Source organism: Micromonospora sediminimaris, from assembly GCF_016863575.1.
GTDB classification, from domain to species: Bacteria; Actinomycetota; Actinomycetes; order Mycobacteriales; family Micromonosporaceae; genus Micromonospora; species Micromonospora sediminimaris.
Genome location: NZ_BOPD01000049.1, coordinates 12,760 through 38,706, shown reverse-complemented (window position 1 = coordinate 38,706; position 25,947 = coordinate 12,760). Strand labels below are relative to the sequence as shown.

At 69.5% G+C, this 25,947-nt stretch carries 27 protein-coding genes; 13 read left to right on the top strand and 14 right to left on the bottom strand.

Annotated elements, in window-relative coordinates; all coding sequences use genetic code 11:
• Nucleotides 1-109 precede the first annotated feature (109 nt).
• A complete protein-coding gene (locus Vse01_RS27755; RefSeq protein WP_093411409.1) occupies nt 110-526 on the bottom strand; it encodes a MarR family winged helix-turn-helix transcriptional regulator in 417 nt (138 codons plus the stop codon).
• Nucleotides 527-610: 84 nt separating this feature from the next.
• On the opposite strand from Vse01_RS27755, the gene Vse01_RS27750 reads away from it, so the two are divergent.
• Nucleotides 611-1,480 (top strand): NAD(P)H-binding protein, encoded by an 870-nt coding sequence (locus Vse01_RS27750; RefSeq protein ID WP_198413272.1) that lies wholly within the window; start codon nt 611-613, stop codon nt 1,478-1,480.
• 68 nt (nt 1,481-1,548) lie between these two features.
• Here the strand turns inward: Vse01_RS27750 and Vse01_RS27745 are convergent, their stop codons facing one another.
• Together Vse01_RS27745 and Vse01_RS27740 are read right to left on the bottom strand one after the other, a co-directional pair.
• Complete coding sequence (locus Vse01_RS27745; RefSeq protein ID WP_093411334.1) at nt 1,549-2,739, bottom strand: DUF2254 domain-containing protein; 1,191 nt, start codon at nt 2,737-2,739, stop codon at nt 1,549-1,551.
• Nucleotides 2,736-3,404 carry a hypothetical protein gene (locus Vse01_RS27740; protein ID WP_093411336.1) on the bottom strand — a complete coding sequence of 223 codons (669 nt, stop codon included), beginning with the start codon at nt 3,402-3,404 and terminating at the stop codon, nt 2,736-2,738. Before Vse01_RS27740 ends, Vse01_RS27745 begins: the two co-directional genes overlap by 4 nt.
• A gap of 369 nt (nt 3,405-3,773) precedes the next feature.
• Here Vse01_RS27740 and Vse01_RS27735 point away from each other — a divergent pair, with 369 nt between their 5' ends.
• Both Vse01_RS27735 and Vse01_RS27730 read left to right on the top strand, forming a co-directional pair.
• Nucleotides 3,774-4,049: a BON domain-containing protein gene (locus Vse01_RS27735; RefSeq protein WP_093411338.1), complete on the top strand. Its 276-nt coding sequence runs from the start codon at nt 3,774-3,776 to the stop codon at nt 4,047-4,049.
• Nucleotides 4,042-4,557 carry a DUF421 domain-containing protein gene (locus Vse01_RS27730; protein WP_232511490.1) on the top strand — a complete coding sequence of 172 codons (516 nt, stop codon included), beginning with the start codon at nt 4,042-4,044 and terminating at the stop codon, nt 4,555-4,557. The genes Vse01_RS27735 and Vse01_RS27730 overlap by 8 nt, the downstream gene beginning before the upstream one ends.
• A 38-nt stretch (nt 4,558-4,595) precedes the next feature.
• Here the strand turns inward: Vse01_RS27730 and Vse01_RS27725 are convergent, their stop codons facing one another.
• The 4 genes from Vse01_RS27725 to Vse01_RS27710 all read right to left on the bottom strand — a co-directional run bounded on the left by Vse01_RS27725 (nt 4,596) and on the right by Vse01_RS27710 (nt 8,425).
• Nucleotides 4,596-4,928 (bottom strand): hypothetical protein, encoded by a 333-nt coding sequence (locus Vse01_RS27725; RefSeq protein ID WP_093411342.1) that lies wholly within the window; start codon nt 4,926-4,928, stop codon nt 4,596-4,598.
• 150 nt (nt 4,929-5,078) lie between these two features.
• Nucleotides 5,079-5,660, bottom strand: a complete 582-nt coding sequence (locus tag Vse01_RS27720) for a lytic polysaccharide monooxygenase auxiliary activity family 9 protein (protein WP_093411412.1) — start codon at nt 5,658-5,660, stop codon at nt 5,079-5,081.
• Between the two features lie 333 nt (nt 5,661-5,993).
• Complete coding sequence (locus Vse01_RS27715; RefSeq protein WP_093411344.1) at nt 5,994-7,055, bottom strand: hemolysin family protein; 1,062 nt, start codon at nt 7,053-7,055, stop codon at nt 5,994-5,996.
• Nucleotides 7,052-8,425 carry a hemolysin family protein gene (locus tag Vse01_RS27710; RefSeq protein WP_093411345.1) on the bottom strand — a complete coding sequence of 458 codons (1,374 nt, stop codon included), beginning with the start codon at nt 8,423-8,425 and terminating at the stop codon, nt 7,052-7,054. Before Vse01_RS27710 ends, Vse01_RS27715 begins: the two co-directional genes overlap by 4 nt.
• A gap of 517 nt (nt 8,426-8,942) precedes the next feature.
• On the opposite strand from Vse01_RS27710, the gene Vse01_RS27705 reads away from it, so the two are divergent.
• Nucleotides 8,943-10,571, top strand: a complete 1,629-nt coding sequence (locus tag Vse01_RS27705) for an alpha/beta hydrolase-fold protein (protein WP_093411346.1) — start codon at nt 8,943-8,945, stop codon at nt 10,569-10,571.
• 81 nt (nt 10,572-10,652) lie between these two features.
• On the opposite strand, the gene Vse01_RS27700 is transcribed toward Vse01_RS27705, so the two are convergent.
• The 5 genes from Vse01_RS27700 to Vse01_RS27680 all read right to left on the bottom strand — a co-directional run bounded on the left by Vse01_RS27700 (nt 10,653) and on the right by Vse01_RS27680 (nt 15,863).
• A complete protein-coding gene (locus Vse01_RS27700) occupies nt 10,653-11,846 on the bottom strand; it encodes a CehA/McbA family metallohydrolase (RefSeq protein WP_239104312.1) in 1,194 nt (397 codons plus the stop codon).
• Nucleotides 11,847-12,040: 194 nt separating this feature from the next.
• A complete protein-coding gene (locus tag Vse01_RS27695) occupies nt 12,041-12,310 on the bottom strand; it encodes a hypothetical protein (RefSeq protein WP_093411348.1) in 270 nt (89 codons plus the stop codon).
• A gap of 79 nt (nt 12,311-12,389) precedes the next feature.
• On the bottom strand, nt 12,390-14,207 hold the full coding sequence (locus Vse01_RS29755; protein ID WP_170863646.1) for a carbohydrate-binding domain-containing protein: 1,818 nt from the start codon (nt 14,205-14,207) through the stop codon (nt 12,390-12,392).
• 223 nt (nt 14,208-14,430) lie between these two features.
• The gene (locus tag Vse01_RS27685; RefSeq protein ID WP_093411352.1) at nt 14,431-14,802 is read right to left on the bottom strand and encodes an ArsR/SmtB family transcription factor; all 372 of its coding nucleotides are present in this window, start codon (nt 14,800-14,802) and stop codon (nt 14,431-14,433) included.
• Nucleotides 14,803-14,846: 44 nt separating this feature from the next.
• A complete protein-coding gene (locus Vse01_RS27680) occupies nt 14,847-15,863 on the bottom strand; it encodes an NAD(P)-dependent alcohol dehydrogenase (RefSeq protein WP_093411354.1) in 1,017 nt (338 codons plus the stop codon).
• A 198-nt stretch (nt 15,864-16,061) separates the two neighbouring features.
• Here Vse01_RS27680 and Vse01_RS27675 point away from each other — a divergent pair, with 198 nt between their 5' ends.
• From Vse01_RS27675 to Vse01_RS27665, 3 genes are all read left to right on the top strand, one after another.
• Nucleotides 16,062-17,237 (top strand): sensor histidine kinase, encoded by a 1,176-nt coding sequence (locus tag Vse01_RS27675; RefSeq protein WP_093411356.1) that lies wholly within the window; start codon nt 16,062-16,064, stop codon nt 17,235-17,237.
• Complete coding sequence (locus Vse01_RS27670; protein ID WP_093411358.1) at nt 17,234-17,899, top strand: response regulator; 666 nt, start codon at nt 17,234-17,236, stop codon at nt 17,897-17,899. The genes Vse01_RS27675 and Vse01_RS27670 overlap by 4 nt, the downstream gene beginning before the upstream one ends.
• A gap of 260 nt (nt 17,900-18,159) precedes the next feature.
• Complete coding sequence (locus Vse01_RS27665; RefSeq protein WP_093411361.1) at nt 18,160-19,320, top strand: sensor histidine kinase; 1,161 nt, start codon at nt 18,160-18,162, stop codon at nt 19,318-19,320.
• 4 nt (nt 19,321-19,324) lie between these two features.
• Here the strand turns inward: Vse01_RS27665 and Vse01_RS27660 are convergent, their stop codons facing one another.
• Nucleotides 19,325-19,960, bottom strand: coding sequence for a response regulator transcription factor (locus tag Vse01_RS27660; protein WP_093411418.1), 636 nt, complete (start codon nt 19,958-19,960; stop codon nt 19,325-19,327).
• A gap of 154 nt (nt 19,961-20,114) precedes the next feature.
• On the opposite strand from Vse01_RS27660, the gene stsA reads away from it, so the two are divergent.
• From stsA to Vse01_RS27635, 6 genes are all read left to right on the top strand, one after another.
• Nucleotides 20,115-20,225, top strand: coding sequence for a StsA family sactipeptide RiPP (gene stsA, locus Vse01_RS29900; RefSeq protein WP_348774953.1), 111 nt, complete (start codon nt 20,115-20,117; stop codon nt 20,223-20,225).
• Nucleotides 20,226-20,298: 73 nt separating this feature from the next.
• On the top strand, nt 20,299-21,759 hold the full coding sequence (gene stsB, locus Vse01_RS27655) for a StsB family radical SAM/SPASM domain sactipeptide maturase (RefSeq protein ID WP_093411363.1): 1,461 nt from the start codon (nt 20,299-20,301) through the stop codon (nt 21,757-21,759).
• Nucleotides 21,756-22,037, top strand: a complete 282-nt coding sequence (locus Vse01_RS27650) for a PqqD family protein (RefSeq protein WP_170863647.1) — start codon at nt 21,756-21,758, stop codon at nt 22,035-22,037. The genes stsB and Vse01_RS27650 overlap by 4 nt, the downstream gene beginning before the upstream one ends.
• A complete protein-coding gene (locus Vse01_RS27645) occupies nt 22,034-22,771 on the top strand; it encodes a signal peptidase I (RefSeq protein WP_093411367.1) in 738 nt (245 codons plus the stop codon). The genes Vse01_RS27650 and Vse01_RS27645 overlap by 4 nt, the downstream gene beginning before the upstream one ends.
• A complete protein-coding gene (locus Vse01_RS27640; protein ID WP_093411370.1) occupies nt 22,768-23,709 on the top strand; it encodes an ABC transporter ATP-binding protein in 942 nt (313 codons plus the stop codon). Before Vse01_RS27645 ends, Vse01_RS27640 begins: the two co-directional genes overlap by 4 nt.
• Entirely contained in the window at nt 23,706-24,506 is an 801-nt protein-coding gene (locus tag Vse01_RS27635) for an ABC transporter permease (RefSeq protein WP_093411372.1), read from the top strand. The genes Vse01_RS27640 and Vse01_RS27635 overlap by 4 nt, the downstream gene beginning before the upstream one ends.
• Before the next feature lie 139 nt (nt 24,507-24,645).
• On the opposite strand, the gene Vse01_RS27630 is transcribed toward Vse01_RS27635, so the two are convergent.
• Nucleotides 24,646-25,869, bottom strand: a complete 1,224-nt coding sequence (locus Vse01_RS27630) for a cellulose binding domain-containing protein (RefSeq protein ID WP_093411374.1) — start codon at nt 25,867-25,869, stop codon at nt 24,646-24,648.
• Nucleotides 25,870-25,947: the final 78 nt, after the last annotated feature.

Genomic DNA, 25,947 nt, shown 5'->3' with positions numbered 1-25,947 from the left:
CGGGCCGGGCGGGTTCGAGGCCAGGGAGGCGGCCGGGCGGGTTCGAGGCCAGGGAGGCGGCCGGGCGGGTTCGAGGCCAGGGAGGCGGCCGGGCGCGACCGGCACGGCCCTACGACGTGGTGCCCAACATCTTCCCCAGCAGGCCGGAAAGCTGGCGCCGCTCCTGGTCGGTGAGCAGCGCCAGCCGCTCGGCCGGGAACTCGAACGCGCCCCGGACGACGCGGCGCACGTCACGCCCGGCCGGGGTGATCGACACGCGCTTGATCCGCCGGTCGTCCGGGTCGGGCGCCCGCGTCACCAGGCCACGGGTCTCCATTCGGGAGACGAGCTGGGTGACGTTCGAGGCGTCGCACTGCAGCTCCGAGGCGAGTTCCCCCATCGGGCGACTGCCCCCGGAGAGGTGTTCGAGCAGGCACGCCTGTGCGGCGCTGAGCCCGGCAACCTGCGCCGCGCGGTCGTAGGCTGCGTCGTAGGCGAGGACGAGGTCCCATACCTGCTGGGCAAGGGCGTCCGCCACCTCGGTCATGAGCACAGATTAGTTGACTCCCTCAGGTAACGCTGCTTTAGTGGGTCGAGGAACTTTAGTGAATCAACCAAAGGGTGGTTCGACGTGAAGAGTCCGCGCTCGGTGGGGGCCGGCAGGCCCCGCGTACTGGTGACAGGGGTCCGTGGCAAGACCGGGATGCCGCTGGCCAGGCTGCTTGTCGCGCAGGAGGGCGTTGACGTGCTCGGCGGCAGCAGCAACCCGACCTCGGTCGACATCGACGGCGTCCGCCCGACCGCCTTCTCCTGGAACGACCCATCCGGGTGGAAGGCAGCGACCGAGGGTGTGGACGCCATGTACATCGTCCGACCGGACCGTGCGGACGCGCCGGACCTCATCGGCGCACTGCTTGACGAGACGCCCGCCGGGGCCCGGATCGTCCTGCTGTCCGAGCAGGACGCCGACTACATGGGCACCGACGGATGGGCGCCGCGTGCCGAGCAGGCGGTACGCGACAGTGGTCACGCGTGGACGATCCTGCGGCCCAGCTGGTTCATGCAGGTCTTCACCGACCCGCGTTTCTACCGTGACCAGATCACCGACGGGTTGTTGCCGTTCTCCAGCGGTGGCGCCAGCCTGGCCTGGATCGATGCCCGGGACATCGCCGCCGTGGCCGAGCGGGCGCTGCGCAACGAGGAGCACGCCGGCCGGGTGTACGAGCTCACCGGCCCGGAGGCACTCTCCCTGCCGCACACCGCAGAGCTGCTCTCCGCCGCGGCAGGTCGTACGGTGACCGTTCGCGAGCTGACCATTGACGAGGTCGTGGACGGGACCACCGGCTTCGAGCGGGAACTTTTCGCGCTGACCTTCGAACGCGTACGGGCAGGCAGCTTCGCGCAGGTCACCGACTCCGTCGAGCGGGTGACCGGACGGCCCGCGCGATCGTTGCGGGATTTCCTGGCCGACGCCGGGCCGCCGTTCCGACACGGGATCTGACGCCTCGGCAGGCAGGTGCTCTGCGGCGAGTGCGGATGGTCAGCGGCGAGGGCTCAAGGGTCCCGCCGTCATCTCGTCGGCAACCGCCGCCGGATCGCCGGCCGGTGGGTAGGGAGTGCCACGGAGTCCAGGTCGGCGACGACGGCGTCGAGCAGCCGGTTGATCCGTGGTTCCCCGGCAGCGGCGTTCCGCAGCTCGTCAATGATCATCGCCAGGTAGATGTCGTAGGTGGGACGCTTCGCCAGCACCCGCACCGTGCCGTCGTCGTCCCGCACGATCCCCACCGGATCGGGCCGGGTCGCCAGCCGGCGGAGCAGTTCGTGCGCCTCCTGGACGGCGCGAACCGCGGTGGTGACGTCGTTCGAGGCGGGAGAGAGCGCACGGGTGGCGATGTCCGCCAACTGGCGGAAACCGAATCCCACGTCCTGGCCCGGTGTGCGCTCGACGTCGATGGTGACCGAGTGGGCGACGCGCTCGACGGGCAGTGGGCGCGGTTCACCGCTGGGCAGCCGGTGGCAGCGCAGCAGCGGTGCTTCGGTGAACACGAAGTCTCCCGGCGCCGGCACGACTGTGATCGCGCAGTCGTGCTCGCGAGCCAGCCGGGCGAGCAGGGCGAGGTCGACGCTGGTGACCAGGCCCGCCGCTGCGGCCGGCACGACCTGCACCACCTCGCCCGTGACCTCGGCCGGCTCCTCGCGGTCCGGCACGTGCTGTTCGATGGTGCGTCGGGTCTGCGCGCCGATGGCGACGATGATGTGCGACACCCGCATCACCGTGGTGATGTGGTGCAGGTAGTAGATGAACATCGCGGTGCTGGCCAGCACGAGCGACATCGACACGGCGAGCGAGAGTTCGGGCAGCCGCTCGCTGTCGCGGGCCGGCAGCGCCGCCAGCACCACCATCGCGAACAGAAAAGTCGCCACGAACGTTCCGAGCGTCGACTGGATGACCCGATCCTGAAGGAACGTGCGCAGCACCCGCGGGGAGTACTGGCTGCTGGCCAGTTGCAGCGCGACGACCGTGATGGAGAAGACCAGCGCAGTGAACGAGATCATCGCCGTGATGATCGACGACAGCAGGGACCGGGCCCCGGCGGGCCCGCTCGGCAGGATGGTCTCGACCGGCAGCCGCAGCCGCAGCTCCAGTACCGACAGCCCGATGGCCACCACCACGGCACTCGCCGCGAAGAGCGCCGGGATGAGCCAGAAACTCTGCCGTATCTCGGCGAGTCGGGCGGCGGGAGTACGGGGCCGGCTCACGTCGCGGTGGCCTTACGCTCCCGGTCGGCACTCAGGAAGAAGGCGCCGAACGCCCCCGCAAGCGTGCCGAACACGACCACCGAGTAGATCGCGAGTACCAGTTCGACGACCTGGGCGAGCGGATCGTCGACGCCGAGTGGTTCACCAGTGATGGTGGTCATGGCGACTTCGTGCAGCGCCGGTCCGTACGACCGGTAGGTGCCGGTGACGACCAGCAGTTGGCCGACGCTGAGGACGACCGTCGCGGTGATGATTGCCAGCCATGCGATCCGGTCGGTCAGCAACCTACCGGCGGAGCGCGAGCCGCGGACGGCGGCGGTGATGACGCCACCGGCTCGGGCGGCACGCAGGGCGGAGGCGGCCCGGGCGAACCGGAGGAACGGCACGGCCAGGAAGATGAGCTGCCACCAGTTGCGTCGCCAGAACCGGCGGGCGTCATGGCGGGCCAGCCAGGCGCGCAGGGCGAACTCCCCCACGAACACCACCCACAGCACCCAGCCCAGCACGGTCAGGGCCGTGGACAGCGTGGGATGTCCGGCGAGCGCCTGCCCGAGGACGACCAGCACGAAGAGCACGCCAAGGGCACCCATCGGCTTGTCGAGCCGGCGGGCGACACCGTTCAGTACCGCGTCCTCCGGTGCCTGCTCGTCGGTGGGCCGGCTCATCGCTGCGCCGGCCTGGCGGACCGGCCGGGGACGAGTCCGGACGGCCCGATCCGATGTCGGTGGTCGGTGTCGCGACAGCCTGACCGGTGCCGCCCGTTCACAGGTACGTCACCCACGCGCGCTGGCTCGTGGTGCCGTTCGGGAGCGATCGGCGGGTCACGATGACGTCCTCCCGGCGGTCGTGCGGCCAAGCCGCGGTCGGCACCCTGGCTGGCCCGCTACCCGAAATCCACTGCCGCAAACGTCGAGCTGCCGATCTCCGCCGACCGTCACAGTCACGGGCAGAGACCGTCATCGGTTCGTCGTGTTGTCCGCCGTGACCGCCGGGTAGGGCAGTCGTAGCAGACGAATCCCCTGAAGGAGTCAGCCATGACCCACCCCTGGTTCTTTCCCCACGACCTGCCGCCGCTGTTCTACGCCGAGCCCACAAGCGAAGACACCCGACTGGCCTGTCAGCTGCTCGCGAGCATGCAGCAGGACTCACGCCTGCGTCAGGAGCGAATCTGCATCGAGGTGCAGAACCGGGTGGTGGTGCTCGACGGCACGGTGAGCACGGCCGAGATGAGTGCCGAGGCCCATGCCCTCGCCTGGCGTACACCGGGAGTGCACGACGTCAGCAATCGGCTCCGCCACCTCGGTGAATGACCTGAGTACCGCCGACCTGGTACGCCTGCTCGTGGTCGCGGCGATCATCTATCCGGCGCTCGTGGTGATCCTGCGGGTTTCCGGCAAGCGGACCCTGTCCAAGCTGAACGCCTTCGACTTCGTGGTCACGGTCGCGTTGGGCTCGACGCTGGCGACCATCCTGCTGTCGCGGGACGTGTCGCTGGTGGAGGGAATCCTCGCCCTGATCCTGCTGGTGGCGTTGCAGTACGCGGTCGCGCTGCTCGCCGTACGCTGGCCACCGTCACAGAAGGTGCTCAAGGCCCGGCCCACCATGCTGCTCCGGGACGGGCAGCTGCGAAGCGAGACGTTGCGGTCCACCCGGGTGGCGGAGAGTGAGATCCGGCAGGCCGCCCGCAGCCAGGGCGCGGGTGACCTCCACGACCTTGCCGCTGTCGTGCTGGAGACGGACGGCAGCCTGAGCATCATCACCCGCGACCAGCTCGGTGACGGCAGCACCCTCGTCGACGTACGCGACGAGGGACGGTAGCGGGCCGGTCAACGCATGGTTTCGTCGCACAGCCGGCGTCAGCCCTCGATCGGTGGACGGTCGATGTTGAGGTGGAATGCGCGCTCCTCGGCCTCCTGACGGGCGGCGACGAAGTCGCGCTGCCAGTCCTGGGCATCGTCCGGAATGCGGGCGACCACGTGCTCGCCGTGCACCCGCCCGTCCGCGTCGGTCAGGGTGACACCGACGACTGTGTGCCCACGCCCCGGTATGGCGTAGTGGCGCACCGCCCAGCGGGCGGACATCTGCGCGGCATGGCGTCGGCGTCGCGCACCGCCCGTCAGAACCACGGAAACCAGCAGGACGGCGATCAGCACGACGACGGAGATGGCCAGGAACGCGATGATCCGCACCCGCCCGAGGCTACCCCGCTGCCTGCCGGTGGTGCAGCGTACGAGAACCTCACCGGAGAATCGGGCAGGCCCGACCACCAGCTCCGACAGACCTCGGCTCCGACCCGTTCGTCCGGGCCGGAGCCGAGCTGCGCCTGGCGATCGGGTGGATCAGACGATGTTGATGTCGCTGCACCACATGTAGGTCTGGTCCATGTGCGACGCCTTCCAGATCACGAAGAGGACGTGCTGTCCTGAGCGTCCGGACGTCGAGACGTTGAACGAGATGTTCTGCGTCGGCGCGTAACGCCCGGTCTGCGTGATCAGATCGATGTTGCCCCAACCGACGCGCTGCGTGTTCGGATTGAACCCTTGCCGGGTGAGGTAGACCCGGAAGAAGTCAGCGCCGTGGCTGGCCTGGTCGTAGAACTGGAGCGTGAAGTTGCGGCTGACGGTGGTCGCCTTCCAGGCTCCCGGCTGGTTCAGCGCGTCGTTCCTGGAGAGCGCGTTGCTGCAGAGCTGTCCGTCGGGCGTACGGGCCTGGTACTGCCCGCCGAGGCCGTCCCGCAGCTGACTCATCCAGTTCCACATGGTGTCGGGGTTGGCCTGGAACGCCCGGTAGCACATGGGGTCCTGCGTCTGCAGCGCCGGATCCATGTGCCGGTGGCCCCAGTTCTGCCAACACTGGTAGGCGCGGGTCGCCGGGTTGATCACAGTGCCGTGGGCCTGGGCGGCACCCGTCCAGGGCAGCATGGCGGCCACCACTGTGAGTGCCAGGACCAGCGCCCGGACGGCGGGCCGGGATTGCCGGCCTGATTGGTGGGGATGGTGTGAACGCACGATGCATCCTCCATTTCTGACGCGCTCACCGGGACGGGTTTGGGAGCGCTTCCAGCGAGTATCACACCAATCGGACAAGATATCAATGATCGTCTATTGATATCGGTTGTTCAGATTTCGCCGGAGTCGTCGTCCTGATCAGCACGACTCCCGCCCCGGAATGTGCAGGTAGAGGCGGCAGACAATGATCAACAATTGGCGCGGTCATCGGGACCGGTCGTGCCGCGCCTCCACTGGCGCCCTTTGTCAGTGGGCCAACGCGGGGTCGGTGGTGCGCTGGGTCGCGTCGCGTACCTCGCCGACGAGCTTCTCCACCACGTCCTCCAGGGCGGCCAGGCCGAGAAGTTGGCCGGTCGAGTCGACGACGGTGGCGAGGTGGGCGCCCCGGTGTTGCATGACGGTGAGCGCGTCGCGCAACGGTCGTGCGGCGTCCAGCGTGACGAGCGGGCGGATCAGTTCCGGGTCGAGCGGCTCGTCATGCTGTTCCGCCGGCAGCCCGAGGATGTCCTTGACGTGGACGTACCCGGTGAGCCTGCCCTCCGGATCGGTAAGCGGAAAACGGGAGTATCCGGTTACCGCGCACTGGCGTTCCAGTTCCGCCACGGTGGTGTCCTGAGGCAGGGTGACCAGGGCTGCCAGCGGAAGCGCCACGGTAGCGGCGGCCTGGTCGTTGAAGGCCAGCGCGCCGGTGAGCAGGTCGTGCTCGTGCTGGTCGATCAGTCCCTCCTGCCGGGACTGGGCGATGAAACCGGCGATCTCCTCGTTGGTGAAGCTGGAGGCGACCTCGTCTCTCGGCGTGACCCGGAGCAGCCGCAGAACCGCGTTGGCGATCTGGTTCAGCAGCCAGATCAGCGGGCGGAGAACGGTGACGATGCCGTAGAGCACCGGCCCCAGGATCAGCGCGGAGCGTTCCGGACCGGCGAGAGCGATGTTCTTGGGCACCATTTCACCGAGCACCATGTGCAGAAACACGACGACGGCCAGGGCGATGGTGAACGCGATCGGGTGCAGCAGCGCCTCGGGCACTCCAACGGCGGCGAAAGGCTTCTCCAGCAGGTGCGCCACCGCGGGTTCACCGATCGCGCCGAGGCCGAGAGAGCAGACCGTGATGCCGAGTTGCGCGCCGGCCATCATCAGGGAGACGTTCTCCATCGCCCGCAGCGTCACCCGGGCGATGGAGGAGCCAGCCGCCGCACGAGGTTCGATCTGCGTACGACGGGCGGAGATCAGGGCGAACTCCGCCCCGACGAAGAAGGCGTTGCCGGCCAGCAACACCACGGCCAGCAGAATCGCGGTGACGTCACTCATGACCGGGCTTCCTCGCTGGGCTGGTGGACGGCGGAGGGACGCAGGGTGAGTCGGTCGACCCGGCGGCCGTCGAGCCGGATGACCGCAAGTTCCGCCGAAGCAGAGGTGGGCAGCCCGTCGGCGTCGGGGTGGTTCCGGTCGGCCACGGGCACGGTGATGGTGTCGCCGACCTGCGGGAAGCGACCGAGACGCTCGGTCACCAGCCCGCCGAGAGTGTCGGTGTCCCGCGCCTCTGGGAGATCGAGGCCGATCAGCCGGGACGCCTCGTCGGGACGCAGCAGACCGGAGAGCGTCCAGGTGCCGTCGGCGGCCCGGTGGTGGCGGCGGTGGGGAGCGTCCTGCTCGTCCGCGATCTCGCCGACGATCTCCTCGACGAGATCCTCCAGGGTGACGACACCGGCGGTGCCCCCGTACTCGTCGACGACGACCGCCACCTGCAACCCGTGCCCTCGCAGTACCGCCAGCAGCGGGTCGAGCGGCATGGTCTCGGGCACCTCGGGAAGGTCCGCGATGATCGCCCGGACCGGCCGGGTCTCCCGCTGTTCGGCGGGTACCGCCAGGGCGTGCTTGAAATGCACCACGCCGACGACGTCGTCCACGCCGGCACCGGTGACCGGGAATCGGGCGTGACCACTGCCGGCAGCGAGGCGCAGCACATCCCCTGCGGGCGCGTCGGCGGCGACGAACTGAACCCGGTTGCGCGGGGTCATGACATCGGCCGCGGTGCGCTCACCGAAATCGATCGAACGCGCGACGAGTTCCGCGGTCCGCGCATCGAGCGTGCCCTCCCGGCCGGACCGGGTGACCAGCGACGCGAGTTCCTGCGGAGAGCGGGCCGAGGCCAGCTCCTCGGTCGGTTCGATGCCCACCAGGCGCAGAATCCGGTTGGCCGTGCCGTTGAGGAACCGGATCAGCGGCCCGGCGGCGGTCGTGAAGCCACGCTGTGCTCCCGCCACGGCGCGGCCGACACGCAACGGTTCGGCGATCGCCCAGTTCTTCGGTACGAGTTCACCGAAGACCATCTGGAAACCGGTCGCCAGTGCCAGCGCCAGGGTCACCGACAGAGCGGTGACCGCAGAATCGGACAGACCTGCCAGCCCGAGCGGGCCACGCAGCAGCGTGGCCAGGGACGGTTCGGCCAGGAAGCCGACCACCAGACTGGTGACGGTGATGCCCAACTGCGCTCCGGAAAGCTGGGTGGACAACGTCCGTAGCCCCTTGAGCAGGCCGACGGCCCGGCGGTCGCCGGCCTCCGCTCCGCGCTCGACTGTGGCCCGGTCGACCGTCACGAAGGCGAACTCCGCAGCCACGAACAGCGCGTTCGCCGCGATCAGCAGGACCGCGACGGCCAGCAGTAGCCACTCAGTCACCAGCAGAACCCCTCTCGGCCTTCGGGCTGGTCAGGACTGGGAGGCTCACCGTCGCTGGACATGCCGGCCAGCGTAGGCAGGGATGCTGAGTCGTTGCTGTGTGCCCGACGCCACGCCGACCTGGTCATTGCCGGGGCTGCGGACCACCGACCGTCACCACCAGATTCATGGTTGGTAGCGGTCGCCCATGCCGGCTCGGTGATCAGGTGACGCGGTCAGGTGGGTGCGGTTCGAGTCGCCGCACCACCCCGGTCGGGCCGTGACCAGGAGCGACCGATCACTTAACACCGCGGCAACACCCTTGACACCCGAAGGTGAGCCCGGCCACACTACCGAAGCTAATTCGATTTAGCTTACGCCGTACCCAGCACGGGTCGTCCACATCGGGCCGGAACAAGCGCCCGGCCGCGCCGCGCACTCGGCGGGAGGTGAGGCGGGAAGTACCTCGGTCGCCAATGTCCGAAAAAGGCTGTAGATCCCGATGAGGCTGCGAGAGACCACAGAGGAGTAGTCCCAGATGAGGAAAGCGATCGGAAGACGCCGGCTCAGCCGTGCGATCTCGTTACTCGCGGTCATGTCGCTTGGCGCTGGTGCCAGCGCCACCCTCTCCGCACCAGCGGCCGTCGCCGGGAAGCGCCCGGTCGTGGAGGGCGCGACCGTCAAGCCGGACCACGGTTCACCCACGGGGTACACCGTCACGTTCGTCTACCACAACCCGAATGCGACACAGGTTCGCCTGGCCGGTGACCTGACGCTGCTCGACCTCGACACCGGCAACACCCGGTACCAGCCTGAAGAGTGGCAACCAGGGCGGTACCACGCCGGAGGCACCGAGTTCCTCCGGGACATGACCAGGGACTCAAAGGGATACTGGTCGGTCTCGCTGCCGCTGCACGCTGGTGGGATCAGCTACTGGTACCGGGTCTGGGATCCCACCCAGGGCTGGGAGAACAAGCGCATCTGGGATCCCGCCTCGACGAACCCTCGCCCTCCGGGTGAGTCGTCGTTCCGGGTCAGGAACAACGACGTCCTCGATGCGGTGTACGTGCCGTACGCCAAGAAGCAGAACGACCCGGTGCTGAAGGCGCGTGCGGAGTACGAACTCCCGATCGCGAACCGCAAGAAGCGTGGCACCGTCAACTACATCCCCTACACCACGATTCTCGGCGACAGCGGCCACTACCTCGGTGTCTACCTGCCCGCCAACTACGACCCGAAGCGGGCCGAGCCGTACAAGGTGGCGTACCTCGCCCACGGCATCTTCGGTGACGAGACCGACTTCATGGTCCCGGCGAACGTCCCCAACATCCTGGACAACATGACGGCCAAGGGCGAGATCGAGCCCACCGTGGTGGTCACCATGGGGAACCACTTCACCGGCACCAGCCTCGGCTTCGGTTCCTACAACCAGACGAACGCCGCCAACAACCTGGTCCAGACGATCCTTCCGCTCATCGAGGAGAAGTACAACGTCTCGACCGAGCGAGAAGGTCGCGCCTACGCCGGTTTCTCCTATGGCGGCATGACGGGCGCCCACGTCATCAGGGGCTACCCGACCACGTTCGCCTACTACGGGCACTTCTCCGGCAACCCGTCCCTGTCCGCTCAGGACTACGACAACGTCGCAGCCGCAGTCGGGGACGACGACCTCTTCGTGTTCCTCGGCAACGGTGTCTTCGAGGGCAACCTCAACGCCCAGAACGCCATCGCGGACAACTTCCGGGCTCGGGGATACGCCGCCAGGACGACCCAGGTCCCCGGTGCGCACGACGGCATGACGGCGAGCCAACTGTTCACGATCTTCGCCCGCGACCACCTCTGGTCGGAGGTCGGCACCGTGGGCACGGCGCAGACAGTGGTCAAGGCGAAGGCCACGCCGGCGTCGATCGCCAGTGGTGGCACCTTCAAGCTGCACGTCAACGTGCGGGCACAGACCCAGCACAAGAAGGCGCCGAAGGTGACAGGCGAAATCACTGTCACCTTCGGTGGCGGCACCCACGTGGTGCCACTGGACGGCGGCAAGGCCATGGTGAAGCTGCCGACCACCGGGCTCTCGGCAGGTGTGTACCCGGTCCACGTCGCCTACTCCGGTGACCGGAACTACGCGCCCGCCGCTGGGGTCCACCAGCAGCTACGGGTCCGGTAACACGCGACGTGGTGGGCCGGCGACTCCCGTCGTCGGCCCACCACGCGTGACCCGGGCCCCGCCGGAACGGGACGCTCGCGCTCAGGGGCGTAGCCACCACGGACTGGTGTACGCCACTCCGAAGTCGTTGCACGGGTGACCAGCCGGCCCGGGTGTGCCGTTGGGCAGCGACGGATCGGAGACGCGGAGCACCACCCAGTCGCCGTCGGCGACGTCGAGCGGCACCGTGAAGTCGGTGACCCGACCGTTGACCGTGTCGATGACATCGACGACGGTCGGCGCGGAGGTGCCGGGCCGCAGGACCTGGATCCGCAGCGGCTTGCCGTCCCAGACCGGCCCACGGTCGAGGTCCAACAGGAACCGCACGTCGCCGGAGGTCACGTTCAGCACGCCACCCATGCGTACGTCGTTGGCAGTGGCGTCCACCCGCAGGCCGGAGACGCGGGTCGCGAAGGATCGGCGGGCCGCCATCGCCTCGAAGACCGCGGCCCGGGTGTTCTCGGTGACCCACAGGCCGCTGCGCCCCTTGCCTTCGTGGAAACCCCAGGTGGTGCCGTGTTCGTCGGTGACGCCGGTGAGGCCGGGCCGCCACCCGGCGTTTAGGCAGGCCACCAGCGGCGACGTCATCCCGGACGACCAGCCTTCGAACAGGTAGTCGTCGGTACGGTTGAACATCTCCAACCCCACCAGTTGGTCACGGGCCGAGGCGTTGAACGAGAAGTTGTCGAACCGGCCCAGCTCACGGCCGGGGTGGTTGAAGCTGGCCAGCCCGCCCGGCCGACCCGTCAGCCAGCGGTACAGGCTGCCGGTGCTGCCGGCCCGCCACAGGTCGGCGAAGTCAGAGGTGTTCCACACGTTTATGTGACCCTGCAACGGATGGGACCACTCGAATCCACGGATCGCGGTGAACTGGCCCGGGTCGTTCGCGGCGTTGGCGAGGTCGCCGGTGGTCCGCCACTCGGACGAGCTGATCCCCTCGATGGCGAAGAGCGTGGCGTGGTCGGTGAGCGCGGCGACATCCAGACCGGCCTCGCGCATCGAGGCGAACGCGGCCTCGGGGCTGCCGTCACCGTCCGACACGACGGTGTGGTTGTGCATGTCGGCGTGGACCAGCATCGTGCCCTGGCTGACCAGGGAGGTCCGAGCGGCGCCCGCCGCCGTGGTTGCGGTTGGGGCGCTGGCCATCGTCGTGCTGGCCGCCTGGGCCGAGGCCGGCAGCGCGGCCAGCATTAGCGCGCCGCCGGCGCCGGCCAGCAGCGCCCGTCGGCGAAACATCGGCGGGACGTTGACCTGACCGTACGGCACCTCGTCGGCGGGTCGGTGGTCGTGATGACAGTGATGGAGGTGGTGTCCACTCATAGGCAAACATGAACATATCTCTACTGGACGATGCCACAAAGCTGGGTCATCGTTCAGGCGAACACCTGCCGTACAGAGCTTCCCCGGCCCTTACCGACGCCGGGGGTTCGCTAGCGGTCGGTCTTCGACAGTCGTCCGGGCAGCCGGCCGAGTACGGCGTCGATGTCGCGCAGTGCGGTGTCGCTGCCCAAATGCTCCCGCTCCTCGCCGAGCGACGCGTGCTCCCCGCAGAACCACACCGCACCTGCCGGATGCCCCACCCAGCCGGGTGGGGGGTTGACGGCGTCGGCGAAGTACACCAGCACGAAGTCGCTGCGCGCGTCGCCGAGCGGTGACTGAGCTGGTTCGAGGTGACAGACGTGACAGCGCGGGGGCAGCATGCGAGCAGTCTGGCAGCTCACGGCCAGGGGAGCCCGGCACCAGGTGGTGCCGGGCTCCCCGATGGGCGGTGGATACCGATCAGTTCGCGGTGCAGGACAGGGTCGGTACGCTGTTGCTGCCGTTCCAGCTGCCGAGGAATCCGAAGGTGGCACTGGCTCCGGCACCGAGTGACCCGTTGAAGGAGACGTTTGTCGCCGTCACCGCCGAACCGCTGGCGCTGATGGTCGCGTTCCACGCCTGACTGATCGTCTGGCCGTTGGCGAAGGTCCAGGACACCCGCCAACCGTTGATCGCGGACGAGCCGGCGGTGACCCGCACCTCACCCTGGAATCCGCCCTGCCACTGACCGGCGACGCTGTAGGTCGCCGTACAGCCCCCAGCGCTCGGTGGCGGGGTCGTCGGGTTCGGCGGCGGGGTGGTCGGGCTCGGGGGCGGGGTGGTGGGCGGCGGGGTGGTCGGCGGCGGCCAGCCCGGGCCGCCGGGGGGCCAGCCCACCAGGCCGCCGCGGTACTGGCCGGCGACGACGGTCATCAGTCGGGTGGCTCCCGCGATGCTGCCGCCACTGGTGGCCATGCCGCCAACCGTGGTGCCGGAGAGGCTACCGCCCAGGTAGACCTCGTAGGTCTGTCCGTGCTGGATCCGGTTGGAGGAGAAGACCACCTCCCGGAAGTTCTTGGGGGAGCGGTAGGAGGCGAGCACCTGCCCCCCGGAGACCAGGTGAAGCAGGGTGCCGGCCGGCTGGCTGCTGGACAACTGGGGAGCGACCCAACCCTGACCCGACGTCGGCGGCAGGCTCAGCACCGCCATCGAGGTCGAGCCCGCCCCGAGCATCGTGCCGCCGTTGAAGTGGACCGGGCCGTTCGAGTCGATCGCGCCCTCACCGGGGCTGCCGGTGCTCGGTCCGCTGACCACGACGGTGCCGGCGGCGAAGGTCACCGAACCGTTGGAGTCGATGCCGTCGATGCTGGAGTTGACCAGGGTGGTCCCGCCGGTGAACCGGACGAAGGCGTTCGGTGCCACATCAAAGTCGCCGTACCCCTCCTCGACCGCGTTGATCGCGTCATCGCGGGCGGTGACGTTGACGGTGCCGCCACTGATGGTGACCTGCCGACTCTCGATCGCCTCGTAGGAGTTGGTGACGGTGACGGCGCCGCCGGAGATGGCGACGGTGTTCTCGCCCTTGATGGCGTCGTCACCGGCGTTCACCCGCACGGTGCCGTTCGTGATGGCGAGTCGTCCCCGGTCCGCCTCGGTGTCGTCGGACTTGATGCCGTCGCCGCCAGCGGTGACGTCGAGGTTGCCTCCGGTGATGTCGAGGAAGTCCTTGCCCCGGATGCCGTCGTCGACCGCGTTCACCGTGATCGTGCCGGACTCGATGACCAGGCCGTCCTTGCTGGTGATGCCGTCGTACGCGTTGCCCCGCACGGTCAGCGCACCGGTTCCGGTGATCCGCAGGTCCGCCTTGCTGAACAGGGCGGCGTTCGGCTCGTCGGTGTTCGGGTCCGGATAGACGTAGCTGGTCGCGTCGGAGAGTCGGTTGGTGGTGCCGGCAGCGAGCGTGATCACGACCTGGTCGGCGTCGGCGACCTGCAACGGCGCGTTGCTGGAGTTGCTGATCGTGGCGCCGTTGAGGATCAGTTCGACGGCACCCGAGGCGGCGGTGTCGACGTTCAGATAGCCGTCGTTGAGGGTGCCGCTGATCTCGTAGGTGCCCGGCGCGGTGATCGTCACGGCCCGTCCGGCGATGGTGACGTCGGCGCTGGGGCTGGTGGCGCTGGCGCCGGTCAGCGTGATGGGTACGGTCGCCTGCGCGGTGGCCGGTGCCCCCAGTGGGCCGGCGATCAGTGCGATCGCGAGCCCGACGGGGAGAATGGCTCTCAGCGGGATGCGTTTCATGGCTCTGTCCTGACTCGGATGGATGGGACGGGATCCACGCGTTCGGTAAACTATAGATGAACGTCGATGGGTTTTCCCTGATCGCCCACAATGTGGCCACCGCATCCGTCGTCGGCTGGAAACGCCGACGGGCCGATGGCCATGAGAACGGCCATCGGCTCAGTGACGTACCGCAGGACGGGTGCCGGGTCGGCCGGCTCGGAGGCCGGCCTTCGACGGCCCGTCAGCGGCTCTTCTTCGCCGCCCGCTTACGGGGTGGCGTCAACAGGTCGGCGATCGCGGCGATCGCGGACGGCACCAGGCGGTAGTACGCCCAGACGCCACGCTTGTCCCGCTCCAGCAGGCCAGCCTCGGTCAGAATCCGCAGGTGATGACTCACGGTCGGCTGGGAAAGTCCGAGCGGCGCGGTGAGGTCACTCACGGACGCCTCCCCCGTCGGAGACGACTGGATGAGGCTGAGCAGCCGCAGCCGCGCCGGGTCGGCAAATGCCTTCAGCACTCCCGCGAGGCGCTCGGCATCGGCAGGTTTGATCGGCTCGCCGGTGAGGGGCGAGATGGCGGGCGTCGTAGTCTTCGCAGTTCCCACGCCTTGCATCGTTGCAGCAACAAGCACCGATCGGTGGTGAAACGAGGGCTGGATCACCGTGAGTTGTCCGAGAAAATGCTGATGACGACCTTGGCGCGGGCGTGTTCGGTCTCCACGTACCGGATCGCGTCGGGTACCTCGTCCAGCCGGTAGGTCCGGTCAATGACCGGGGTCAACTTGCCGGACTCGGCCAACTCCCGCAGCGTCGCGAGGTGCCCCCGACCGGCCGCCGCGAACGGCGCGACGATGCGGTGCTTGACGAAACGCCCCACCAACGGCCCCCGGATCAGCATGCTCATCGGCCCGAAGACACTGCCGCCGGTGAACACGCCGCCGCCGGACAGCAGCAGTGTCCCGTCGGTGGTCAGCACCCGCCGACAGTCGGTCAACGACCGGTTGCCGACCAGATCGAGCAGCACCTCGTAGCGGCGGCCGGCGCGGACGGCGTCGGTGCGGGTGAAATCCTCCCTGGTGTAGTCGACGACATGATCCGCACCGAGCGACCGGACCAGTTCGACGTTGCGGGTCCGGCACACCGCGGTCACCTGCGCGCCGTACGCCTTGGCCAACTGCACCGCGAAGGTGCCCACCCCGCCGGACGCCCCGTTGATCAGAACGTGCTGCCCGGCCCGGAGCTCGGCGGCGTCGCGTAGGCAGACCAGGGCGGTGGTGGCGGCCAGCGGGATCGCCGCCGCCTGCTCGAAGCTCAGGTTTGCCGGCTTCGCCGCCACCAGGTTCTCGGCCACGCACACGTACTCGGCGAACGCGCCACCGGCGGGCCCGGCCTCGCCGTACACCTCGTCGCCGGGCCGGAAGCGGGTCACCGCCCGGCCGACCGCCTCGACCCGACCGGCGAAGTCCTGGCCCCGGACCGGCGCGGTGGGCCGGCGGAGCCCGAACGTCAGCCGAGACAGGTACGGGTCGCCCCGCATGGCGTGCCAGTCGTACGCGTTAACCGAACTCGCCCGCACCCGGACCAGCACCTCGTCGTCGCCGGGCGTCGGTACGTCGACCTCACGCAGCCGCAGGACGTCGGGTGAACCGTACCGGTGCTGCACGATCGCCTTCATCGAAACTCCTCGCCGTCGCGTGTCGAATGCTCTGCCACTGAGCCTGTCGGCACGGGTCGGGCAATACGTCGGTGTGACGGCGGCACTGTTGCTACTCCCCGCGCGGCAGCGGGAGGGCCGTGCTACTCCCCGGGGAGTACGCCGCACTGCCACCGTCGGGGCTGCCGAGGTCGACGCCGATCGGCCTACAGTGCGAGCATGAGCCGGTCCAGCCCCGCTGCCGACATGGCGTTCCCCGGCGAGCGGCCGAAGTCGCGGCCCGGGCCGGGCCTGGCGGTGCTGACCGCGCTCGCGCAGCCGGTCGGCACCGCGATCGTCGCCGGCTGGCAGCATGCAAGTGTCGGGGTCATCGGGTACGTGCTGCTGGTGTTCAGTGGGCTGGCGCTGGCCGACCGGCACCGGTTCCCGCGGCGGAACTTCCTGATCGTCGTCGCCGCCACCCTGGCGTACCACCTGCTGGATCGGCCGGTCGGGGTGAGTTTGCTGGCACCGATGATCGGTGCGGCGGTGGCCATGGTCGCCGGCCACCGGTGGCTGGTGGCGGCGGCCTCCGCCGGGTCGTACGCAGTCTGGGTGCTGGTCAGTGGCGCCACCCTGAACCAGGCGTTGACGGCGTTGGCGCTGATCGCCGGTGCCGGCCTGGTCACCGAGATCGGCATCCTGGTCGCCGCCGAGGTCCAGAACGGCATCGCGGAGCAACGCCGGCTGTCCGAGGAGCGGCAACGCCGCCGAGCCAGTGAGCAGCGGCTGCTGATCGCCGCCGAACTGCACGACGTACTCGGTCACCACCTCTCGCTGATCAACATGAGGGCCGGCGTCGGTCTGCATCTGATGGATCGCGACCCGGAGCAGGCCCGGGCGGCGCTCGACGCGATAGCGCAGTCCAGCGCGGAGGCGCTACGCGAGGTGCAGGCGGTGCTCAACACGCTCTACCCGACCGGCGAGGCCGCCCCGCGAGCCCCCGCGCCCGGGCTGGACCGGCTCGCCGAGCTGACCGGAGACGCCGCGCTGCCGACCCGGACCGTGATCGACGGTACGGTCCAGCCGCTGCCCGCGGCCGTGGACCGGGCCGCGTACCGGATCGTGCAGGAGGGGTTGACAAATATCCGCCGGCACGCCGGGACGGGTGCCGCCGCCACCGTCACCATCGGATATCGGCAGGATGCGTTGGTGGTCGAGGTCGACGACGACGGTGGCGGTGTGCGGCAGCCGGCGCCGGCACCTGCGGGAAACGGCATCACGGGGATGCGGGAGCGAGCTGCCGCGTTGGGCGGTGAGCTGACCGCCGGGCCAGCCCCGGACGGCAGCGGCGGCTGGCGGGTACGCGCCACCCTGCCGCTGGGGCGTGACCAGACGCGGGAGGCGACATCATGATCCGGGTTCTGCTCGTCGATGATCAGGTGCTGGTCCGGGCCGGTTTTCGCGCGCTGCTGGACGCGGAGCCGGACATCACCGTCGTCGCCGAGGCCGGCGACGGTGCGCAGGCGGTCCGGCTGACCCGGCAGACCGTTCCGGACGTGGTCCTGATGGACATCCGGATGCCCGGGGTGGACGGGTTGGCCGCCACCCGGCAGATCACCGCCGACCCGGAGCTGTCCGAGGTACGGATCGTCGTGCTCACCACGTTCGAGCTGGACGAGTACGTCGGAGAGGCGCTACGCGCCGGTGCCGCCGGGTTCCTGGTCAAGAACACCCAACCGGCCGAGCTGATTCAGGGGGTACGGGTGGTGGCCGCCGGCGACGGGCTGCTGTCGCCGAGCGTGACCCGGCGGGTGATCGAGCAGTTCGCCGCCGGTACCGCCACGCCTGTCGCACCTCGGCGGCTGGCCGAGCTGACCGAACGGGAACGGGAGGTGGTGGCTCTGGTCGGCACCGGGCTGTCCAACGACGAGATCGCCGCGCGGCTGGTGGTCAGTCCGGCTACCGCCAAGACACACGTGTCCCGGGCGATGGTCAAGCTGGGTGCCCGGGACCGCGCCCAGCTGGTGGTGTTCGCGTACGAGGCCGGTCTGGTCCGGCCCGGCTGGCTGCCCTGACGTCAAACCCCGATCGACAGACCGACACCCGACAATGTCGATCGTTGTAGGCCCTCTGCGGCTCATCGAAGATTTCTCGCATGAGCATCGGTCGCCGCTCCACACCGCTCCACGAAGCGGGCGCGCGCCTTGACGGCGAGGCAGTGAGCCGTGGGGAAGGTGCCGGCCCCGACGCTGCCGCCGCGCCCGTACGCGGGCTCGTCGGCCGTCTGAGGCGGCGTTTCGTCGAGGCCCGGCAGGGCTGGATAGACGCTCGTGCCATGGCCACGCTGCCCGGCCTCGACCGGGCCCTCCGGTTCGTCGCCGTACTGTTGTTCGCCCAGCGCGCCAGCTACCTGCTGCCCGCCGCGTCGAGCCTGGGCTCCACCGGCGCCACCCACTACCGTAGCCCGGCGCTCAACCTGACGATGGTGACTGTGGTGGTGGCCTGGAACGCCATCCTGGCCGTCGCGGTCTGGCGGCGCGGCTGGTTCACCATCCGACACGTCGTCGTCGACATCGCCGTGACCTGCGTGCTGCTCTTCGTGGCGAACGCCAACCTACGGGACGGCTTCGAGCTGAGCGCTGCCAACTGGATGGCGAAATTCGCTCTCGGCACCGCGGCTCTGGCCGGTGCGGTGTTGAGCGTGTCCCGGATGCTCGTCGCGTTGGCGGTGCTGGTGCTGGCCGCCGTCGCCGCGATCGCCCTGCGCACCGGAGGGCTGCCACCGCTGGAGTCCGGCTTCCTCAACCACGTCAACTCCAGCCTCTGGTTCGCCCTGTTGCTGCATTTCATGCGCCGCTACCTCGCCGCCCAGGCGGACGCGGTGGACGCGGCCACCGCCCGGCGGATCACCGCCGAGACCGCGGCTGCGGCCAGCCAGGCCCGGTTCGCCGAACGACTCCGGCAGTTCCGCCACCTGCACGACACGGTGCTGGCCACCCTCACCGCGATCTCCCGTGGCGGTCTCGACCATCGCACCGAGGCGGTCCGGGCCCGGTGCGGTCGCGATGCCGACTATGTGCGGCGTCTGATCGCCGAGGAACGCCCGGAGCAGACCACCTCGCTCGGCGCCCGGCTGACCGAGGCGGCTGAGGCAGCCGACGCGCTCGGCCTGCGGGTGCACCTGCTCATCGGGGAACTGCCGGACGACATCCCCGACCGGATTGTCGACGGGATCGGCGACGCGACCCGGGAAGCCCTGAACAACGTCGCGCGGCATGCCGGGACCGGGCGGGCCTGGGTGTCCGCGGACTGGACCGACCGGACGCTGACCGTACGGATCGTCGACCGTGGGCTGGGCTTCACACCCGATCGTGCCACCTCCGGTTCCGGGCTGCGGCGCTCGATCAAGCAGCGGATGCGCGAGGTCGGTGGCTCAGCTCAGGTCTTCTCCGACCCCGGCGACGGCACCTGCGTCGAACTGGTGTGGGACGGGTGACCGGCTACCGGATCAGGTCGTCCTCCCGGGCACGGTTGGCCAGGTCCAGCTTCGTGTAGGTGGGTCGGCCGGCTTCGGCGTACTTCGCCTTCACCCGGTCCAGGTACCGCCGGGCGGTAGCCGGCTGGACGCCGACGCGCCGCGCCGCCGCGGTCAGCGTCATACCGGACGCGTACGCCACCAGGACGGCCTGTTCCTGCGGTGACAGTTTCGGCCGGTCGGGTCGGGAATCTTGTGACCAGGCGTACGCCAGTTCCGGCGAATGGGCGACCCGGCCCTGCGCGACGTCGCGGATCGCGGCGGCAAGGGTGGGCAGGTCATTGTCCTTGGTCAGGTAGCCGAGTGCGCCCGCCCGCAGCACGTCGACGCCATGGGTCACGTACGGAACAGCGCTGACGACCAGCACCTGCCGATCACGGACGGCCAGCCGACGCACGTTTTCGACCGGCTCGGTCCGGTCCGCGAGCAGCAGATCCAGCACGACCACGTCGGCCGGAGCCGGTTCAGCCGCGAAGAACTCGTCGACGGTCCCGGCGGTGCAGACCAGCCGCAGGTCGGGGGCCTCGGCCAGCCACGCCCTGATGCCGTCCAGCAGCATCCGGTCGTCGTCGATCACGGACACCGAGATCTCGGGACGCACGTGCGACACCGTCTCCCCGGTGCGACTGTCCTGTCAAGACGTCAATTTTGCCCTCTGGAACCGCATAGACACCCTGAGCAACCCTCTGCGCGTGGTCGGGGCGTCTCGCGGGAGTGGCCCGTTGCCCGGCCGCAGCAGCGAAAGGAGGGCCCACATGCTCAAGTGGGAGAAGCCCAGCATCCGTAAGGCCGAGTTCGCGGCGCAGCTCGGCTGCGCCTGCGCCTGCGGGGCGCTGGCCGGCGCGGGTTCCGGGCACGCCAACTAACAACACCCGACATCGGTGGCGGGGGCCACGCCTGCCGTGGCCCCCGCTCGGAACGCGGAAGGTGGATCCCGTCATGCAGCTGTCGGGGATGTGGTCAGAGCTGGTCGTCCCGGACGACCTCGTTTACTTTCAGTGCCGGGACCGCTATCTCGTGGAGAACCCCGGCATCGCCGCGTGGGCGGTCGTCGGCGACGGAGAAATTGACGTGCTCCGGGCGCTCGCGTCCGGCGTCGAGTCCCCGGCCGACCCGGCCACGACCGAGCGGGCGCTGGCGACGCTGGTCCTCAACTGGCTGGTCTACCTCCCCGGGCAGCAACCCCGGATTCGGCCGGCTGAGCCAGCGCTGCGCATGGTCTATTACGCGATCACCGACGGGTGCAACCTGCGGTGCCCGTACTGTTACGCCTCCTCCACCCGCAAGCTGCCCGGCGAGTTGGAGCCGCACGAGTCGCTCGACCTGGTCGACCAGATCGCCGACATGGGCGCAGAACTGCTCATCCTGACCGGCGGCGAGCCGATGCTGCGCCCGGACTTCTTCACAGTTGCCGACCACGCCCGATCGCGGGGGTTGCGGGTCAACTGCATCACCAACGGCACCCGCATCCCGGACGAGGCGACCGCCCGACGGATGGCGGACACCTTTGGCAAGATCACGGTCAGCCTGGACGGCGGTGTGGCGGAGGTCCATGAGCGGACCCGGGGCAAGGGCACCTTCGCGCGCACCGCCAACGCGCTCGCGCTGCTCAACGCCGCCGGCGTCAGACCCGACATCAACCACGTCGTGTCGCCGGACAACATCGGCGCCCTGGACCAGCTCATGACGTTCCTGGACGGCATCGACTTCGGCAACGTACGGCTGATGAACCACACCGGCATCGGCCGTGGTGCCGAGGACGGGGTGCATTTCGCCTGGGAGCACCATCGCGACGTGCAGCGGTTCACCTGGACCAACCCGGTGGCGCAGAAGATCCTCACCGAGGGCCCCAAGGCGGTCAAACCGTGCTCGATCCGGGGCAACTGCGGGCTCGGCGGCACCGAGATCTACATCAACTCGCTCGGCGATGTCTACCCATGCAAGCTGGTCACCGGTCCCCTGCACAAGGCCGGCAACGTGCGCGCGCAGCGCCTGGCCGACGTGTTCGCCAATCCGGCGCTGTCCCAGCTGCGCACCAACACCGTGTTCGAAGGCGAGAACCTGGCCGACTGCCGGCGCTGCTACATCCGGGCCGCGTGCGGCGGCGGTTGCCGCGCGTACCACGCGGCTGAATCCGGATCGATCACCCGCAACAGCCGGCACCACTGCCGGATCCTGCGACACTCGATGATCACCAACATCTGGCGCTCGAACGGTTTTACCGGCGTCGACCTGCTGGAGAACGAGTCCACCATGACGGTGCCCCGGCTGATCCGGGACGGCACGGTGCACCCGGTGTACGACGACTGGCGCACCGACACCGATCCCGCCGACGCGGTCCACCGCCGGGCCCTGCCGGTGCTGACCAACCGGACGGGGGCTTCGTCGTGCTCAGCGTGAATCCAGAAGTGGTGTGGGTGGACAACGACGACGAGGTGCGTATCTACCACCCTGGTACCGGAGAGTTCCAGACCTTGAACGCGACTGCCGCGCGGATCTGGCGCAAGCTCGCCAACGGTGCTCAGATCGACGACGTGGTGCGTGACCTGGCCACCGAGTTCGACGCGCAGGACGAGCACGACCGACGGCAGATCGACCGGGACGTCCGGGAGTTCGTCTCCGAGCTGGGCCAGCTGGGCATGCTCGGGCCCAGCCGGACTGCGGAGGCGGGCCGATGACGACGGCCGTCGCCGGGTTCGCCGACCTGATCGCACATGCTCTTTCCGCCGGCCGGACGGCTCGCATCCCGGTGACCGGTTCGAGCATGTGGCCAGCCATCGACCCGGGCTCGGTCGTGACTGTCGAACCGGCCGCCTGGCCGCAGATCCGGCCCGGCGACGTGGTCGCGTACCGGCATCAGGACACCGTCATCGTGCACCGGGTGATCGAGCGACGCGACGACCACCTGATCACGGCCGGCGACAACAAACCGCTGTTCGACCCACCGGTCGCCGCGGCAGCGTTGCTCGGCCGGGTCACCGGGGTCCCCGACCCGGTGGCACCGCCCGCGTCGACGTCGGCAGCCGCCGCCGAAGCGACCGTGTGGGTGGTCGGCGACCGGGCGGCGGTCGCGCCGCCTGGCGTACGCCTGCGCCAGATCGCGCCGGCCGAACTCGCCGCCGCGTTGCGCTCGGTAACCGGCACGATCGCCGGGGTGTCGGCTGCCGCCGTGCGACCGCTCACCGCCCTCCGCAGCGCCCCTCCCGGTCCGTTGACCGTGGTGATCGGGATCCGGTTCGGGCGCAGCGGTGCCAGCCGGACCGGGTACGACCCCGGTGGCCTGCCGGTACTGCCGCCGGACGCGGTCCACCTGCACGTGCGCGCCGGTGACCCACTCTCCGACGTGGGCCCGGACGACGCGGTCCGGGCCGTCGCCGAGACGCTCGGCCACAGCGAGGGGACGGTGCGGTGACCGAGGATGCAGTGACCGCGACCGCCCTGACCAAGACCTACCCGGGCGCGTCGACGCCGGCCGTGGACCGGATGACCTTCAGCGTGCCGTCCGGGCAGTCGATCGGGCTGCTCGGCCCGAACGGCGCCGGGAAGACCACCCTGCTGAAGCTCGTCTGCGGTGTCTCGCCGCCCACCTCCGGTCAGATACTTGTGCACGGTGCCGCCCCCGACGGCGCGGCGCAGCGCGACCTCGCCGTGGTCCACCAGAGCGGCCCCTTCGACATGATGCTCACCGTGCGGGACAACCTGCGGATCGCCGCCGGGTTCCGCGGGCTGAGCTGGCGCCGGGTGCGCACCCGCGCCGCCGCGTTGCTCGACGAGTTCGACCTCGCCGGCAAGAGCGACGACCTGGTCTTCACGCTCTCCGGTGGTCAGCGTCGCCGGCTCCAGGTGGTGCGCGCGCTGCTGCGGGTGCCCCGGCTGCTGTTGCTGGACGAGCCTTCCGCCGGGCTCGATGTGGAAGGCCGGCGTCGGGTCTGGGACCTGCTCGACGACCTGCGCCGGACGCACGGCCTGACGTTGGTTTGGACCAGCCACCACATGGACGAGTTGGAGCGCAACTGCGAGCGGATCCTGGTCGTGCAGCACGGCAGGATCCTGCGCGACGGCAGTTCCGAGCAGCTCAAGGACGAGGCGGGCCAGGTCACGGCCGAGCTGCGTACCGGCTCCCCGGACGACTGGGCGGCGGTGGCCGAGTGCGCCCGGCTCACCGGGCTTGCCCCCGAGTACCGCGGTGAACTCTTCGTGCTCACCGGCGATGACCTGCGCCGCCGGCTGCCCGCGCTGATCGCCGCGCTCACCGAGCGTCAGGTGGCGATCGAGAGCGTGGCGCTGACCAGTTCCTCGCTTGAGGACGCGTTCCTGGCCCTGACCCGCGCGGAGGTGTCGAACCGATGACCACGACCACTGGGCCGGCCGCACCCGCCTGGCACGGCACCGGCCTGACCGCGACCCTGCGCCGCGAGTTCCTGCTGCTCACCCGTAACCGCACCAACCTGTTGTTGGCGATCGTGCCGACAGCGGTCTACATCACGTTGTTCGCCACCTCCCTGACCGACCTGATCGGCTCGGTCACCTACCGGGGACAGCAGATCGGGTACGCCGACTTCGCGGTACCGGCGCTGATGTTCTCGTCCCTGCTCGCTGCCGCGACCACGTCCGGGACCGCGCTCTTCCAGGAACGGATGAGCGGCATGTCGCTGGAGCTGTGGTCCTATCCGCTGACCCGAGGCCAGTACGTGCTCGGCAAGCTGCTGGCTGGTTCGGCGCTGGTGCTCGCCCAGACACTCTCCGCGCTCGCGGTGACCGCGCTGCTGTTTCAGGGACGCTGGGCGGCCGACAGGTGGTTCGCGCTGCTGTGCGGCGCGCTGGTCGCGGCATGCGCCTTCAACGGGCTGTACCTGCTGCTGGCCACCCTGGTACAGGACTTTCAGCGGTTCACCGTGCTGATCAACGTCCTTGCGCCGGTGCTGCTCTTCGCCAGCCCGTCGTTCTACCCGATCGATGCGATGGGTACGCCGCAACGCTGGCTGGCCGCGATCAACCCGGTGACGTACGGAGTGACCGCGCTACGCGAGGCGCTGCTGTACGGTTTCGCGTCCGCGCTCCCGTACCTGCTGCTGCTCGCCGCAGCCGCCCTGGTCTCGATCGCCCTCGTCGGCAGGTCGCTGGCCCGGCAGGCCCGCGGTCTCTGAGCAGGCTGCGGCCAGACCTGGGCGGTGACCGGCGTGGGTCGGACGGATCAGGCCGCGAAAGCGTCGAGATGGGCCGAAGGCCAACTGGGCGGGCCGGTGCCGAGGGCACCGGTCCGCCCAGTTGACTGGTCTGCCGGGCTCAGTTCCCCGTGCAGGTGGCGGTGGCACCGCTGCCGTTACCGGTGCCCTGGAATCCGAAACTGGTGGTCTGACCGGCGGCCAGTCGTCCGTTGTAACTCTGGTTCGTGACGGTGATGGTGCCGCTGGTGCCGCTGTTCACACCGTTCCACATCGAGCTGACCGACGCTCCGTTCGGCAGGTTGAGGGTGACCCGCCAGCCGGTGAGTGCGGTGCTTCCAGCCGTGACGTTGACGTTGGCGACGAATCCACCGTTCCACTGGTCCTGCACCGCGTAGACGGCGGTACAGGCGGGGGTCCCGCCCGGCGGGGTGGTCGGCGGACTGCTGGGCGGGGTGGTCGGTGGGGTGGTGGGCGGCGGAGTGGTGGGCGGCGGGTCGCCGTCGAGGGTCAGGTTCTTCTGCTGGACGCTCCACTGGCTGCGGCACAGGCCGCAGTTGGACCCGACGAAGTTGGTACCGGCGGTGGTGTCGCCCTTCAGCCGCCATTTGAGGTAGAGCACCGCCACCCGCCCGAACTCGCCTCCGTTGGGCTGGTCGTAGGTGCCGCCGTGGCCGACGTTCAGGTTGCCCATGAAGGCGGGCAGCCCGGCCGGCAGCTTGCCCCAGTCGTCAATGGCGTTCGGGTAGGCGATGTCGCTGGGCCCGCCGATGAAGTATGCGATCGGCTTGGTCAGTCTCCGGAGCTGATAGTCGTCGGCATCATTCAACAAGCCGCTGCTGAAGATGCCGGTCGTGGTGACCCGGGGGTCGTTCGAGACGGCGTAGGCCTCCAACCCTCCGCAGGAGAAGCCCGCCACGGCGACCTTGGACGTGTCGAGTTTGCCGTAGTACTTGCTGCCCTGCCGGGAGTTCTCGGCGACGGCCCAGTCGATGGACTGGGTGAGCATCTGGGAGGTGGTGGAGCCGGATCCGTTCGGGGCGCCGTTGGCGATGGCGAGGAAGCCGTGGGAGGCGATCTCGCGGAGGAAGTTGCCCTGCGACAGGCCGTTTGCGGAGCAACCGCCGTTGCCCCAGACCAGGATGGGAAGGCGCTCGGCCGGCAGTGTCTGGGGCCGAAAGATGGTGTGATTGGCCAGGCTGGCCGAGGTCTCGTAATCGGCGGGATAGGGACCGGAACCACCGACCGCGGCACCGGCCGGTGACGCGCCCAGCGCCACGATCACGGCGGTGGCCGGGACGATCGCGGTTACCAGGCCGGCGTAGATCTTCGATCTCCTGCTCATGCACCCTCCAGCGGATGTCGGGACGGGCGCTCCCTGCGGTGGTGGTGGCGGTGGTTCATTCGCATCCCGACCCCGGTG